Source organism: Candidatus Methylomicrobium oryzae (assembly GCF_016745425.1).
GTDB classification, from domain to species: domain Bacteria; phylum Pseudomonadota; class Gammaproteobacteria; order Methylococcales; family Methylomonadaceae; genus Methylomicrobium; species Methylomicrobium oryzae.
The window spans coordinates 1-13,719 of sequence record NZ_JAERVK010000032.1 but is presented as its reverse complement, the minus strand read 5'-3'; the positions used below and the strand labels follow the sequence as shown (position 1 = coordinate 13,719).

The following is a 13,719-nucleotide window of genomic DNA, read 5'->3' as shown; positions in this document are numbered from 1 at the left end:
CCGAATAATACAAAAGGGGAAGCTTTGCCCTCATTAGGATTTATGCAACAAAGCCAGTTGTAGGAAAAGAGCCTATAAAGATGATTTTGTAAAATTACCGGCTTATCTATGGATTGCTCAAAAAAACAAGACATCCTATGATCGCGCAATGAATATTTTTTTTGAGAACGATTATGATGTTAAAGTCTATGCGAATAGGGTTTTAGAAAAGCACTCAAGAAGATTAGAAAATAAAGCTTCGCTGAAACTTTCTTTTGATCGGTTACGAGCAGAGACAAGGTTTTTGGCTAAAAGGATGCAACAAAAAGAAGAAATGCTAGCGCATATTTCAAAATGCTTTATGAATTTTTTCCATTCTTCTGAGGAAATAACACCAGCGGAATTCAAACAAGACATCAAAGACACAATCAAGGCCCTGGAAGTATCAAAAAAATGCTATCAAAAACTGCAAAAATACAATGATATTTTTTATGGATATAAAATTTCAAAGCAGCATGATTTTATTGAATACCATTTAACTGCTCTCAAAGGTTTGGAAGAAGAATATATTTTTCCTTCCAAAAAAATAAATGAACAGTACAATGCTAGAATGTTTATCACCTCTATTTTGAGGTATTTTCTTACAGAAAAGATGCTGACAAAGGAAAGGGAAAACTCAGTAATAGAATTTAAAGACATATTGGGATTTATTATGAATTTAATGAACTTTGACAGTTTTGAAAATCCTATAACTGAGGCTAATGTCAGAAAAATAATAAATGATGAAATAGATAGAAAATTCCGAGCCGAAAGCGTTGACAAATCAAAAAACATCAAACCCCCAGATGACCTTGAACTTACCGGACTTGAAGCACTACTAGGCCCTATTAGTAGCAACTTTGAGTAAAATATCGCAAAACACTTAAAAAACTAACGAAATGCAATAGATGCAAATCAACTAATAAAAGCGATTTTAGCAAGATGCAATAGTCTACGAATCCTATCAGAATAGCCTCACGATGTTTTACAACCTGTGAGGCTTTTTTATGACCACAACTCCCACCCAAACCACCTTGGGCGACTTCTGCCCGAAAGATGCCTTTGTCACTCATCCTGACAATCCGCTGAAAGCATCCGAATTCAATTGGCTGTTCAAGAACCGTGAATCCAATGGTTTCAAAGAAGCCTTCGTCAAAGTCAACGCCAGAAAGTTTCTGGTGCACATACCCACCTTTACCGCCTGTTTGATCAACCGGAGGGGCGCGTAAATTCGGGCGGGTTCGCATGACATCGAGCCGGCTACCGAATGGGATTTTCGGGCACAGATAGTCGGCATCGCATACAAAATGCGGGACAACCCCGCCTACGAATATTTGCTAAAAGATTTCGCTGATAAAGCTGGAAAGAAAGCAGGAGAGTTTTATACCCCCGCCGAAGTGGTGCGCGTATGTGTGGAAATCTGCGATCCCCAGGAAAACATGAGCGTCTACGATCCAACGGTGGGATCGGGTGGCATGTTGATTCAGGCGCGAGACTATTTGCGCGAATGCGGCGGTGATCCGCAAGAACTGGCGCTATATGGTCAGGAAAAGATGGGCGCCACCTGGTCTATCTGCAAAATGAACATGCTGCTGCACGGTATTTCCCACGCCGTGATCAGCCAGCAAGATACCTTACGCGAGCCGAAACACCAAGCCGACGACGGCCAGCTCAAACGTTTTGACCGGGTACTGGCCAATCCGCCGTTCAGCCAAAACTACATTAAAAAAGACATCAAGTTTCCCGGTCGATTCCCGGTGTGGATGCCGGAAAAAGGTAAAAAAGCCGACTTGATGTTTGTGCAGCACATGCTGGCGGTCCTCAAAGCGGATGGACGCATGGCTACCGTGATGCCGCACGGTGTGTTATTCCGTGGCGGCGAAGAGCGCGAAGCGCGGCAATATTTTATCGACAAAGGTTATCTGGAAGCGGTGATCGGCCTGCCCAGCAATTTGTTTTACGGCACTGGCATCCCGGCCTGTATTTTGGTGATTAACAAAGCCAATGCAGCCCAACGTAACGCCGTACTGTTTATCAATGCCGACCGCGAATACCGCGAAGGGAAAGCGCAAAATCACTTGCGGCCCGAAGACATCGACAAAATCGTCCACGCCTATCGTGCTGGTCACGATGTGGATGCCTATGCGCGCTGTGTACCATTAGCGAAATCCAGGCAGAGGATTACAACTGCAACATCCGCCGATATGTCGATAACGCGCCGCTACCAGAGCCGCACGATGTGCGAGCGCATTTGCACGGCGGGGTGCCGGTTGCTGAAATCGATGCGCTGCAACATTTTTGGCAAAACTACACGGGCTTGTGTGAAAGTTGCTTTGTACCACGCGCCATGGTCGAACACGCTACCCATTACGCCGATTTCGCCTTGGCAATTCAGGATAAGCGCGCCATTGCCGAACACGTCAACCAGCACCCCGGCGTATTGCAACGGCAAGCGCAATTTATTGAACAACTGCAAAATTGGTGGCACCAGCATTTGCCGTTGATTGAAGACTTGGCACCGGATGCAGCCAATCAGCAAGGCAAACCCAATAATGTCTATGCCCTGCGCGCCACCTTGCTGGACAGCATAGAACGCACCTTTGCCGGGCAACACCTGTTGAATCGTTATCAGATACGCGGCGCATTCGCCAATTACTACAACCAACTCAAGGCCGATTTTAAATCCATCGCCGCCAGCGGTTGGGGACCGGAACTGATTCCGGATGAAGATATCCTGCAAAGCCAGTTCCCGCAAGTATTGGCCAAGCTGGAAAGCCAGCATGGCCGGCTGGCCGAGCTGCAAGCCCTGTTTGCCGCAGCCGGCGAAGAAGATTTTGAAGACAGCGACGACACCGGCGTATTGCCGCCGGATGACGTTAAAGCTCTAAAAGCTAATCTCAAAGAAGCCAAGGGCATGATGAAACTGGCCAAACGCGACAGCAGCTTTGGCGATAGTGATCACTTTCGCCGCGAGGCTGAGCGGATTGAAGCGCAACTCGCCCGCCATAAAAAACTGGAAGACGAAGCCAAAAAACTAAAAGCCGAAATCAAAACCACCGAGAAAAGCCGAGACCAGCTGGTGGAAGAGGCGCGCCTGAAAATCAGCAACGATGAAGCGCGGCTAGTGATTGTCGAGCGTTTGGGCAAATTGCTGTTCGATAGTTACCGGCAATATTTGCGTGCCGACCAACGCGCCTGCATCGCCGCGATTGAAAACCTGTGGGGCAAATATGCCATTACCGCCAAGCAGATTGAAGCCGAACGCGATCAAGCTGCGATAGAGTTGCAAGCGTTTTTGCGGGAGTTGGGGTATGAGTGAATGGATAGAAGCCCCTCTTTCTCAACTTGTTACTTTTCAAAAGGGCCGAAAAGTTGATACATCGCCATTTATAAAAGATAACTATGTGGCATATCTAGGTGCATCTGGAATCGAAGGTGGTAATGATGGATATGCCTCTACGAAATTTGCTGTTCTCGCCAAATCTACCGATACTCTAATGCTTTGGGATGGCGAACGATCAGGCTTAGTGGGTTACGGGAAACAGGGAGTTGTTGCCTCAACTGTCTCTAAACTTTCTCCAAATGACAAAATAGAGCCGCAGTTTTTATTCTTCCTACTATCAGATCGATTCGCCTGGATACAGCATCGTCGAACCGGCACCGGTGTTCCTCACGTGCCTAAGGATCTCGGTCGAATTCTAAGACTGCGCTATCCAAAATCTTCGGACGTTCAAAAAAAATCGCCGCCATCCTCACCAGCATCGACTCCGCCATCGAAAAAACCGAAGCGCTGATCGAAAAATACCAGCAAATCAAAGCTGGGCTGATGCACGATTTGTTCACCCGTGGCATACTTCCCAACGGCCAACTCCGCCCACCCCGCGAACAAGCGCCGGAGCTGTATCAAAAAACGGCGATAGGCTGGATTCCTAAAGATTGGTCTCCGACTTCGCTTTGTAACTTAGTTGGGGCTAGTAATATTATCAATGGTCCGTTCGGAAGCGATTTATTAACTTCAGAGCTAAGAGCCGAAGGAATTCCGGTTTTATATGTACAAGATATTAAGGCTGGATTTTTTAGTAGAGTTTCTAATTCACATGTTACTGATCAGAAAGCTAATGAATTAGCATTCTGCAATGTAAAACGTGATGATGTTCTTGTTGCCAAAGTCGGCTCGCCCCCATGTGATAGTTGCGTCTATGATTCCGAAGAAAGAGCTATCGTTACACAAGATGTTATAAGAATTCGTCCAGGAATGAATATAAATCCTACATATCTTGCAGCACAACTCAATTCAACTTATGGTAGAAAAGCAATTAAGCGAATTTCAATTGAAGGAACCAGAGAAAGGGTTTCATTGACCGAATTTAAAAACTTAGTGTTTCCGATTGCAAGTTTGGATGAACAGCTTTTAATGGGTAGACGAATTGAAGCTATTCAAAGACATATTGCTAACGAGCTGAATAAATGCAGAAAGCTTCGCTTACAAAAACTAGGATTGATGCAAGACCTACTCACCGGTAAAGTAGCAGTAAAAATTCAACCTGAAAATTCACCTGAGCCCGAGGCGCTGATATGACAACCGTAACCATCCCGGAATGGAGCGCCAAGGGGCTGTTACCGCCTATTAATCCAGTTCAACCGGCAAGTGCCGAACGTTCGCCTTATCTAGTGGATTTGCTGGATGTGGTGATGCGTTTTGCAACCTCGGCTGAGCGCCGCAGGGTTTTGCTCGGATTGTTGGATTACCGGGCTGCGCTGCATAATGCAGGGCTTGTGGATGGTTTTCAATGGCTGGATGGAAGTTTTATGGAGCAGGTCGAGCGGTTGGAAAATAGAGCGCCACGCGATGTTGATGTGGTTACTTTTGTCAATGTACCCGATGACTTTGCGCCGTCTGATGACGACTTGGCGGCGTTGAATCATGATGCTGTCAAAGAACAGTTTTTGGTTGATAGCTATCTGGTTGAACTCAATCTGCTTCCTGCCGACAATCTGGTCAGAAAAAGTGCGTACTGGTACAGCATGTGGTCACATCGCCGTAACCAGGATTGGAAAGGCTATTTGCAAATTGATTTGAACCCAATTCACGATAAGGAGGCTCGAAGCTATTTGATACGAGTCGATAATGCAGGGGCATGGTCATGAATCAAGATATTCGCCAGCAATTACTTGCCGAACAGGCTTTTCTGAGCAGAGATTTGGCCGACACACCTGCTAATGCAAAATTGACTCGTATGAGCATAGAAGCCCGGTTGCGCAAAGTGCAGGCGGAGTTGTCCGCTTTAGCGGTAGAAGAATGGCAACCGGCGCGTGCCCGCCTGACTTTTGATGGTGTTCCCGTCATTGGCAGCCATGGCATCTTTGCGGATTTTGGTATGAAAGCCGTTAGTAGTTTTACGGATGCCGTGGCTTCGGTAGCGGCATCCTTGGCTGCGCCGCTGGCTTCGATGGGACCAATTCCGAATCGGGATCAAAATCAATTGCTCATTACCAATACGGCAATCGGATCTTTCGGGTTTGAATTAGAGGAATTTCGCGGTTCTCAAGTATCGATGTGTGATGAAAGCCCTATGTCGATTGCTTTAGAGATAACTCAGGCCTTGTTGCAAAGCACGCTGCAAAGTGATGATGACTTAGCGGATGTCGCTTCGGAAACTGATCCACGGGCTTTGGAAAAAATTCGCGCTTTTTTGAAAGTGTTGGCCGATAGCGAGGCTGTTTGCGCGCTTCAGTATAAGGGACAAAGTATTCGTTTTTCCGATGTGGGTCAGGTGCGGAGTAGTCTGGAAAGGCTCAGCACGGAAAATCTGCGTGAATCGCCCCAACAGTTAGAGGGAAGCTTTGTTGGTGTCTTGCCCCAAAGCCGTACTTTTGAATTTCGGTTAGCGGATAATCAGCAAATCATTCGCGGGAAAGTAACAGCGGCAATCCAGAATATCGATGACATCAATCAGCACCTTCATCAATCTGTTTGTATTGCAGTCATGACAACCCAAGTAGGAAACGGTAAACCGCGTTATTTGTTAACCAACATACCAGCATGGGAAGTGTTGCCAAATGCTGAAAACTAATGTCGAGCAATCTGCGGATAATAGCACGTCCATTTCCACTACTGCCTAATATCAGCAATGTCCGAATACACGGAAGTTGAACAACCCTTTTTGCAACAGTTGGATTCACTGGGCTGGATGGTCATCGACCACGGCCCTGCCATACCACAAGATGCAACGTTGAGTCTGCGGGAAAGTTTTCGGCACTGGTTGTTGCCGACGGTATTCGATGAGGCGGTTCGGGCAATCAATACCGGCGAAGATGGTCAAGAGTGGCTGACTGGCCGACAATTGGAAGACCTGCGCAGCCAACTCTTGCGTCAACCTAACCGTACCTTGCTGGAAGCCAATGAGGCGATTCAGGCCTTGTTATTCAAAGCGCAAGTGGATGTCAACGAACTGACCGGCGAAAATGACCCGGTGGTGAAGCTGATTGATTTCCATCACCCCGAAAAAAACCAATTCCACGCCATTAACCAGTTCCGCATCGACACACCGGGTTGCGTGAAGGCTTTCATCATTCCCGACATCGTGCTGTTTGTAAACGGTATTCCGCTGGTAGTCGTGGAATGCAAGAAAGGCTCGGAAACTTGCGCCAATCCGATGCAGGAAGCCTTCGTGCAATTACAACGCTACCTGCGGAAGCGTCAGGCTACTGAGCAAGCCGGATTGAAGGAAGGCGAGCCGCGTTTGTTTCACAGCAATTTGCTGTTGATTCGTAGTTGTGGGTTACAAGCCGATTACGGCACCATCACTTCTGGCGAGGAGCACTTTTACGCCTGGAAAACCCTTTATCCTGAAGACGATGGGCAACTGGCCGGCATGAATGCCCAGCAACAACTGATTGCGGGAATGTTGAGTCGTGCCCATTTGCTGAAGATTTTGCGTACCAGCTCGGTGTTTATGGATACCGACAGCGGCCCGCGTATCAAGGTGGTGTGTCGTTATCAGCAATATCGTGCCGCCAATAAAATCCTTGAGCGACTATGCAACGGCAAAACGGCAATGCAGCGTAGCGGCGTGATTTGGCATACCCAGGGTTCCGGTAAATCGTTGACCATGGTGTTTTTAGCCCGAATGCTGCGGGCCAGCCGTGAGTTGAATGATTTTAAAATCGTGTTAGTGAACGACCGGCAGGATTTGGAAGAACAATTGGGTGAAACCGCGACCCTGATCGGTGGCCGGGTGACTGTGATTCAAAGCCGGCAGGAATTGCGCAGTTTTCTGGCAACCGACAGTTCCGACATCAATATGGTGATGGTGCATAAGTTTCAGGAACACAAGCAGACCTTGAGCAATACCTTGGCCGAAGCCCTAGGGACTTACAAAGCTATGCCGTCCGGTAAAACGTTTGGCGTAGTGAATGAGTCGGACCGTATCATTTTAGTGATAGACGAGGCGCACCGCACCCAGAGTTCGGATTTGGGCGATAACTTATTTGAAGCTTTCCCCAATGCCGCCCGGATTGCCTTTACCGGTACACCGCTGATTACCGAACGCCACGGCGAGCGCAAAACCCATAAACGCTTCGGCGAGTACATCGATACTTATAAATTGAGGGATGCGGTCAACGACGGCGCGACTTTGCAGATTTTATATGAAGGTAAAACGGCTGACAGTGCGTTAAATGAAAAACATGCGTTCGACGTAGCCTTTGAAGACCTGTTTCGGGATCGTAGCGAGGAAGAACTGCTGGCGATCAAGAAAAAATATGGCGCAACCGGCGATATATTGGAAGCCGAACAACGGATCAATGCCATCACCAAAGATTTGGTGAAACATTACGTCGACAATATCTTACCGAATGGCTTTAAAGCCCAAGTGGTGTGTCATTCCAAATTGGCCTGCGTGCGTTATCAGGCTGGCATTGAAGCGGCATTGAAAGAACGCATTATTCTGGAGCAAAACCAATCCAAACCGGATGTGGATTTGATCAAGCGGTTGCAGTTTCTAAAAACTGCTGTCGTAGTTTCATCGGATGGCACCAACGAGCCGGCTTATATTAACCCAAGTTCGTAAACAGGCGGCACGTATGAATGCCGTTGATAACTTTTGCAAAGATTTCGATTTTGACGATCCGGATAAGGAATACACCGGCATCGCCTTTTTGATTGTGTGCGATATGTTATTAACGGGCTTTGATGCCCCCAATGAGCAGGTGATGTACCTTGATAAGAAATTACGAGAGCATACGTTGCTGCAAGCTATCGCCCGCACCAATCGGGTGAAAAAAGGTAAGCAGCGGGGTTATATCGTCGATTATATCGGTCTGGCCAATCATTTAACCGAGGCCTTGACCTTGTATGCCGCCAGCAACGAAATGCAGGAATTGCATGATGGCTTAAAAAGCATTACTTCGGAATTGCCGGTGCTGGAAGAGCGCTATTACCGTTTGCTGCAACACTTTAGCGAATTGGGTATTAGTCAGATCAAAGAGTTCGTGACAGGTAATTTACCCAATATTGATATCGATGCGGCGGTGGTGCATCAAGCCGTTAAGGCTTTAAAAGACGAAAAGCACCGAGCCGATTTTGAAGTTTATCTGAAAAAGTTTTTGATCAGCTTGGATATTATCTTGCCGCATAGTTCGGCGCAGCCTTACCGAGTACCGGCAAAACGTTTTGGCTATATTTTGGCGGTATGCAAGGAACGGTACAAAGATAGTAGTTTGGACTTGGGCGATGCCGGCGAGAAGGTCAAGTCGTTGATCAATGAGCATTTGATCAGCCTGGGCATTAATCCTAAGATCGAGCCGATAGAGTTGCTGGCCGGGGATTTTATGGAGAAATTATCTGCACATGCGGGAGGAAATAGCGAGGCCAAAGCCAGCGAAATGGAGCATGCGATCCGTAAGCATTGTACTGTGCATCATGACGAAGACCCCGCGTTTTATAAGAGTTTGTCGCAGAAGGTTGATGCCTTACTGGAAAAACACCAGGAAGAATGGGAGTTGCTTGTCGAAAAATTGGCTGAACTGCGTAATGAAGCTATTACCGGTCGTCGTCAAGGCGAAGACGGTATGAGTATAGAAGCCACCACATTCTATGAATATATCGCGCAGGTTGGATTTTCCAGTGGGTCGGTAGCCGACGAAGATAAACCCAAGTTTCGAACATTGATGGAAAGCATCGTGGAGATTTTGCAAGATACGATTGCTAGTATCGACTTTTGGCATAACCCGGATAAACAGAAACGAGTGCGAGGCCTAATTAAAAATCAAATTAGCACAACTGGCATTGCAGAATTAAAACAGAACCGGGAGCGGGTGGCGGTAGAGATAATGAAACTGGCGAAAAACCGTCATGATGAACTGACTCGCGGCCATGCGGGAGGCGGATGATGCAAGTCCGACAGGTTAGAGATATTGAGTACCGTTTATTGCCTGGCGCTGACCGGCAAACCACTGACATTGTCATTGAGCGTGACGGTGCGATTACCGTGCGACCTCCGGCCTGGATGACACCGGAACAGGTTGATGAAACTGTCTTGAGTAAACGGATGTGGATTTATAAAAATCTGGCCGAATGGCGCGATCTGAATGCCACACGGGTAGAGCGGGAATGGGTTAACGGCGAGGCTTTTTTATATCTGGGTAGTCGCTATAGACTCTCGATGGTCGAAGAACAGGACGAAGCGCTGAAACTGAAAAACGGGCGGTTTTACCTACTGCGCACCATTCCAAAACATGAGCGAAGCAAGGTTTTTCGCGAATTTTATACCTCGAAGGGATTGGCTCGTATTGCAACCCGCGTTGATTATTTTGCCGGCAAGGTTGGCGTTAAGCCAGGCAAATGCGTAATCAAAGACATAGGTTATCGGTGGGCTTCCTGTCTGAAAAATGGTGATTTACAGTTCCATTGGAAGTGCGTGATGGCACCCCTAACCATTATTGATTACATCGTGGTTCACGAGCTATGCCATTTGCATTATAGGGATCATTCTGATGCTTTCTGGAATGAGGTAGATAAGGTGATGCCGGACTATCGGGAGCGTAAAGGATGGCTTAGGGCGCATGGAGTATCTTTGGACATCTAAAATAGTTGAATTAAATTCCAACATCAAAATCGAGTTGATTAATCTTCCATATTTGATTGTTTTTCAAGACTTCTTCCATGCTCTCTTGAATGATATAAGATAGTTTCTCTCCCCCCAAAGAATCGAAATCAGCATAGTAAAACACGTTTACACCTGCTGTTGGAACGTAAGGCGGGATCAGCTTGTAGTTTTCAAGATAAAAGATCAGGTGAGTGGCGATATGCCTGGCCGCGACTCCACCTAATCCACGTTTATCAGGACGAACCCAAATCAAATTTACTGTCAAAAATAAATTGCTGACTTTTTGAGTTTTGGTTTCTTTCCAGGCAATATCAAATGAGATAAAGCCAATTGGAGGCTGTTTTTCCTTTTGAGAATTTTCCCAGACACAAATAATCGTCTGATCGTCATAATTCCAAGCATCGTCGTAGGATTCTATTAACTTGTCTAAGTTAATTTTTTTCCAGTAGGAACTATTTAACCTAGATTTTGTGATAAGTTGACTGCTTCGGTTCATAGCTCCTGTAGTCCATTCAACGTCATCACGCTCCACATTCTTACAATGCCATCTTAGTGGAAAGATGTCTGGTCTGAGATTAATTTTTTCAAAATAAATTTCGCTCATTTAATCATTAGTGCCAAGGTCGAACAGAAGTTTAGGACTACAGTAAAAACTACAGTAGTTTATATTGCTTTATACTACTTTTAACAACTTTACACTTGTTCAAATTTCTGATAAGCTTTTGATTATAAGGAGTTTTAAGTAGTATGCAGTTGCTTGGAATATGTTTGGTTCGCACTTTTAATGCGGTTGTCATTGGTTCGAATCAAATACGACCCACCAACTAATTCAAGGGCTTAGGTGATTCGCCAAGCCCTTTTTTATTGCCCGTGGGACACTCATGGGACACATCAAGATAACAGACCGCAACAAATTACAGCACTTCAAGACCGCTTCAGGTTAAGAAGTTTTCTCCTGCGTACTTCCTCAATTGCTCATTTAAATTTTTCATATGAATGCGGCGCAATTGAAATGCCTCTCGGTTTTCGCTCTCTTTGCCATTATCGGTTTCGGTCCTGTATCTCCAGGCTGTTTGATAGGGATGTATATCGTCATTGTACGGCCTCGCTGGTTTATCGGATTGGTTGACGACTTATACGGCAACAAGCATCACTTTCAAGGAAGAGTTAGCACTGATTCCGAAAAGCAAACCCGGCAAGCAAGGGTAAAGTGTTTTCTCAGCTTGCTCGGATTGTTCCTTATCGATATTGCGCCTATCCCGACCACTCCCATCATTGCTTTCTTCATTATCTGTATTCGTCCACTCTGGTTCATTCAAACGGTAGCGAACGTGTATGGGAAAGGCTTAACGACTTAAACGGTCAAACCTGAAAAAATCTCTTAGCGAAGCGCCAGCCAAAACCGCTAAATTCATCTAAAAGCTTATCCTTCCCAGACTGGCTAAAAATCAGCCGATTTACTTCAATTTTATTTCTAATTGTCCCAATGGTGTCCCATCATGAGTTTAATCATTAAAATGTTACCGGAAACACAATGAGTTATAGTTATATATCGCCGCATATGTAATGCGTTGTTTCTGGCTATTGGGTATTGTTGTACACTATTATTGCGACAAAAAAACGGGCCTGGAAGTGTTACCAGCACAGCCAAGCCCTAACCACCACTTAACAGAACGGGTTAAGCAATGGCTACTGTAAATTATACCGCCATTGCCCCAAGGGGATGATATGGCAACCATCGAAAAACGCATCGCCGATAATGGCGAAATATCCTACCGCGTGAAAGTCCGGTTAAAAGGATACCCGGCACAATCAGCAACATTCCAACGACTGACCGATGCCAAGAAATGGGCAGCGGCAACTGAGTCGGCCATCCGGGAAGGGCGACATTTTAAAACTGCGGAAGCAAAAAAGCATACTGTTAACGATATGCTGACCCGCTATTATGCGGAAGTCCTACCTCACTACAACGAAAAAGAGCAGAAAGAACGTAGGAGCAAGCTCGAATGGTGGCGGCAAGCTATCGGGCATTGTTCGCTTGCAGACGTGAACCCGGCAGCGATAACCGAACACAAAAGCAAAATGACCCAAAGCGCGGCCACGGTCGACAAGTACATCAAAAACTTGTCCCATGCGTTTACAGTGGCCGTTAATGATTGGGGTTGGCTGGAAGATAACCCGGTTAAGAAAGTGAAAAGTCCTAAATTGCCGCGCGGTCGAGTTCGCTTTCTGGACGATACCGAGCGGGAACGGCTTTTGACCGCTTGCAAGAAATCATCGAACGCTTGGCTTTATCTCTGTGTCATCCTGGCGTTATCTACAGGGATGCGACAAGGTGAGTTAATGGGCCTGAAATGGCGAGACGTGAACCTAAAGGATGGATTTATCATCTTGAATGAAACTAAGAACGGCGACCGGCGGCGCGTTCCCTTGTCCGGCCATGCGCTGGAGCTGTTGCGCGAACATGCCAAGGTAAGACGGCTTGATACTGATTTACTATTCCCTGGCAAGAGACATAAGGACGAGCCTATCGACTTACGACGGCCTTTCGAAATCGCCTTAAAAGCGTCTGAAATTGATGATTTTAAATGGCACGACCTGAGGCACTGCACCGCATCCTATCTGGCGATGAATGGCGCGAGCTTAGCCGAAATTGCCGAGATTCTGGGGCATAAGACGTTGCAAATGGTGAAGCGCTACGCGCATCTATCGGATGGTCATGTTAGCAACGTTGTGGCTTCGATGAACTCTAAGATTTTCGGTGGAGTGTAATGAAACCGAAAACCTTGTTCGATATTAAGGTTCAGGAAGCGACTGACTTTATAAAGTTGCCATTCTTTTTAGACGCACTGGCGCATTCCCCCCCCACTCTGCAAAGGATTCGTAAATTACAACGCATTTTTTTTGCTATTGGATAAAGGCTTGCCATTGCGCTTTAGCGAACCGGGCTGTTGCTTTGATAATGAAAAAATCCCGAATGGCGATGTGAAACGCGCATTGAAACGAATTATCGATGCTCGGTTTGATGATGTTCAGTTTGATACTGACGTCCTAGAGATGGAACTTTTTAGCAAACAAATTATTAAAACGGAAACGGGTTATGACATTCCGATGTCAGGTATTTTGATTGGGCGTGAAGATGTTCGTCGCATATTCGCTGCATTAGGGTTGAACTCATATCCCTGGGTAAAAATGCCCTGGCCTAAAAGAGGAGATGAGCTCAGCGATTTTCCGATAGACAGCCCAGACCAATCTAAAAATAAGAAGGGTGGAAGTATGGCGGACTTTTCGGAAAAATACCAAGCCAAAGTCGGGCAGACGTTTTGGGATAAAGAAGAGCATGATGACGAATTCATCGCTTCTTTCGAGGCCCTAGACAACCCATGGCTGGCGAAAATTGGCTTTAGTAAAGATGATGTGATAGCTCTTTGTAATAAGAAAGTTGCCCCTGACTCCTCGCCGCTCGAACGACAAAATGCGAGTGCAGAAATAGCCGCATTAAGACCAAATTTTAGAGATGAATATAAAGTTAAGGCCGAGGGTGTAAGAATTTTTGTGTAAACGGCCATTAGGCAGGAAACTGCCATTCCGA

General features: G+C 46.2%; 16 protein-coding genes. 14 read left to right on the top strand and 2 right to left on the bottom strand.

Annotated elements, in window-relative coordinates; translation table 11 throughout:
- Window positions 1-148: 148 nt before the first annotated feature.
- From JJL52_RS20795 to JJL52_RS20745, 11 genes are all read left to right on the top strand, one after another.
- The gene (locus JJL52_RS20795) at window positions 149-886 is read left to right on the top strand and encodes a hypothetical protein (protein ID WP_202054443.1); all 738 of its coding nucleotides are present in this window, start codon (window positions 149-151) and stop codon (window positions 884-886) included.
- 139 nt (window positions 887-1,025) lie between these two features.
- The gene (locus JJL52_RS20790; protein ID WP_202054442.1) at window positions 1,026-1,247 is read left to right on the top strand and encodes a hypothetical protein; all 222 of its coding nucleotides are present in this window, start codon (window positions 1,026-1,028) and stop codon (window positions 1,245-1,247) included.
- A 78-nt stretch (window positions 1,248-1,325) separates the two neighbouring features.
- A complete protein-coding gene (locus tag JJL52_RS20785; RefSeq protein WP_202054441.1) occupies window positions 1,326-2,522 on the top strand; it encodes an HsdM family class I SAM-dependent methyltransferase in 1,197 nt (398 codons plus the stop codon).
- Complete coding sequence (locus JJL52_RS20780; RefSeq protein WP_202054440.1) at window positions 2,519-3,337, top strand: hypothetical protein; 819 nt, start codon at window positions 2,519-2,521, stop codon at window positions 3,335-3,337. Before JJL52_RS20785 ends, JJL52_RS20780 begins: the two co-directional genes overlap by 4 nt.
- Entirely contained in the window at window positions 3,330-3,812 is a 483-nt protein-coding gene (locus JJL52_RS20775; RefSeq protein ID WP_202054439.1) for a restriction endonuclease subunit S, read from the top strand. Before JJL52_RS20780 ends, JJL52_RS20775 begins: the two co-directional genes overlap by 8 nt.
- A gap of 32 nt (window positions 3,813-3,844) precedes the next feature.
- Window positions 3,845-4,597: a restriction endonuclease subunit S gene (locus tag JJL52_RS20770; protein WP_202054438.1), complete on the top strand. Its 753-nt coding sequence runs from the start codon at window positions 3,845-3,847 to the stop codon at window positions 4,595-4,597.
- Complete coding sequence (locus JJL52_RS20765) at window positions 4,594-5,166, top strand: DUF6932 family protein (RefSeq protein ID WP_202054437.1); 573 nt, start codon at window positions 4,594-4,596, stop codon at window positions 5,164-5,166. The genes JJL52_RS20770 and JJL52_RS20765 overlap by 4 nt, the downstream gene beginning before the upstream one ends.
- The gene (locus tag JJL52_RS20760) at window positions 5,163-6,092 is read left to right on the top strand and encodes a hypothetical protein (protein ID WP_202054436.1); all 930 of its coding nucleotides are present in this window, start codon (window positions 5,163-5,165) and stop codon (window positions 6,090-6,092) included. The genes JJL52_RS20765 and JJL52_RS20760 overlap by 4 nt, the downstream gene beginning before the upstream one ends.
- Before the next feature lie 57 nt (window positions 6,093-6,149).
- Complete coding sequence (locus JJL52_RS20755; protein ID WP_202054435.1) at window positions 6,150-8,090, top strand: type I restriction endonuclease subunit R; 1,941 nt, start codon at window positions 6,150-6,152, stop codon at window positions 8,088-8,090.
- A 13-nt stretch (window positions 8,091-8,103) separates the two neighbouring features.
- Window positions 8,104-9,411 (top strand): type I restriction enzyme subunit R domain-containing protein, encoded by a 1,308-nt coding sequence (locus JJL52_RS20750; protein ID WP_202054434.1) that lies wholly within the window; start codon window positions 8,104-8,106, stop codon window positions 9,409-9,411.
- On the top strand, window positions 9,411-10,106 hold the full coding sequence (locus JJL52_RS20745) for a M48 family metallopeptidase (protein ID WP_202054433.1): 696 nt from the start codon (window positions 9,411-9,413) through the stop codon (window positions 10,104-10,106). Before JJL52_RS20750 ends, JJL52_RS20745 begins: the two co-directional genes overlap by 1 nt.
- 10 nt (window positions 10,107-10,116) lie before the next feature.
- Here the strand turns inward: JJL52_RS20745 and JJL52_RS20740 are convergent, their stop codons facing one another.
- Window positions 10,117-10,731 carry a hypothetical protein gene (locus tag JJL52_RS20740; RefSeq protein ID WP_202054432.1) on the bottom strand — a complete coding sequence of 205 codons (615 nt, stop codon included), beginning with the start codon at window positions 10,729-10,731 and terminating at the stop codon, window positions 10,117-10,119.
- 529 nt (window positions 10,732-11,260) lie between these two features.
- On the bottom strand, window positions 11,261-11,446 hold the full coding sequence (locus tag JJL52_RS20735) for a hypothetical protein (RefSeq protein WP_202054431.1): 186 nt from the start codon (window positions 11,444-11,446) through the stop codon (window positions 11,261-11,263).
- Between the two features lie 409 nt (window positions 11,447-11,855).
- Here JJL52_RS20735 and JJL52_RS20730 point away from each other — a divergent pair, with 409 nt between their 5' ends.
- From JJL52_RS20730 to JJL52_RS20720, 3 genes are read left to right on the top strand one after another with little or no spacing between them, the layout of a single operon-like run.
- Complete coding sequence (locus tag JJL52_RS20730; protein WP_202054430.1) at window positions 11,856-12,899, top strand: tyrosine-type recombinase/integrase; 1,044 nt, start codon at window positions 11,856-11,858, stop codon at window positions 12,897-12,899.
- Complete coding sequence (locus tag JJL52_RS20725) at window positions 12,899-13,045, top strand: hypothetical protein (RefSeq protein WP_202054429.1); 147 nt, start codon at window positions 12,899-12,901, stop codon at window positions 13,043-13,045. Before JJL52_RS20730 ends, JJL52_RS20725 begins: the two co-directional genes overlap by 1 nt.
- Window positions 13,032-13,688: a hypothetical protein gene (locus JJL52_RS20720; protein ID WP_202054428.1), complete on the top strand. Its 657-nt coding sequence runs from the start codon at window positions 13,032-13,034 to the stop codon at window positions 13,686-13,688. Before JJL52_RS20725 ends, JJL52_RS20720 begins: the two co-directional genes overlap by 14 nt.
- The last annotated feature ends 31 nt before the right edge of the window (window positions 13,689-13,719 follow it).

What these genes read in the sequence shown, in the direction of transcription:
- JJL52_RS20795 (WP_202054443.1), top strand. Translation starts at nt 149, where the DNA reads ATGAATATTTTTTTTGAGAACGATTATGATGTTAAAGTCTATGCGAAT.
- JJL52_RS20790 (WP_202054442.1), top strand. Translation starts at nt 1,026, where the DNA reads ATGACCACAACTCCCACCCAAACCACCTTGGGCGACTTCTGCCCGAAA.
- JJL52_RS20785 (WP_202054441.1), top strand. Translation starts at nt 1,326, where the DNA reads ATGCGGGACAACCCCGCCTACGAATATTTGCTAAAAGATTTCGCTGAT.
- JJL52_RS20775 (WP_202054439.1), top strand. Translation starts at nt 3,330, where the DNA reads ATGAGTGAATGGATAGAAGCCCCTCTTTCTCAACTTGTTACTTTTCAA.
- JJL52_RS20770 (WP_202054438.1), top strand. Translation starts at nt 3,845, where the DNA reads ATGCACGATTTGTTCACCCGTGGCATACTTCCCAACGGCCAACTCCGC.
- JJL52_RS20765 (WP_202054437.1), top strand. Translation starts at nt 4,594, where the DNA reads ATGACAACCGTAACCATCCCGGAATGGAGCGCCAAGGGGCTGTTACCG.
- JJL52_RS20760 (WP_202054436.1), top strand. Translation starts at nt 5,163, where the DNA reads ATGAATCAAGATATTCGCCAGCAATTACTTGCCGAACAGGCTTTTCTG.
- JJL52_RS20755 (WP_202054435.1), top strand. Translation starts at nt 6,150, where the DNA reads ATGTCCGAATACACGGAAGTTGAACAACCCTTTTTGCAACAGTTGGAT.
- JJL52_RS20750 (WP_202054434.1), top strand. Translation starts at nt 8,104, where the DNA reads ATGAATGCCGTTGATAACTTTTGCAAAGATTTCGATTTTGACGATCCG.
- JJL52_RS20745 (WP_202054433.1), top strand. Translation starts at nt 9,411, where the DNA reads ATGCAAGTCCGACAGGTTAGAGATATTGAGTACCGTTTATTGCCTGGC.
- JJL52_RS20740 (WP_202054432.1), bottom strand. Translation starts at nt 10,731, where the DNA reads ATGAGCGAAATTTATTTTGAAAAAATTAATCTCAGACCAGACATCTTT.
- JJL52_RS20730 (WP_202054430.1), top strand. Translation starts at nt 11,856, where the DNA reads ATGGCAACCATCGAAAAACGCATCGCCGATAATGGCGAAATATCCTAC.
- JJL52_RS20725 (WP_202054429.1), top strand. Translation starts at nt 12,899, where the DNA reads ATGAAACCGAAAACCTTGTTCGATATTAAGGTTCAGGAAGCGACTGAC.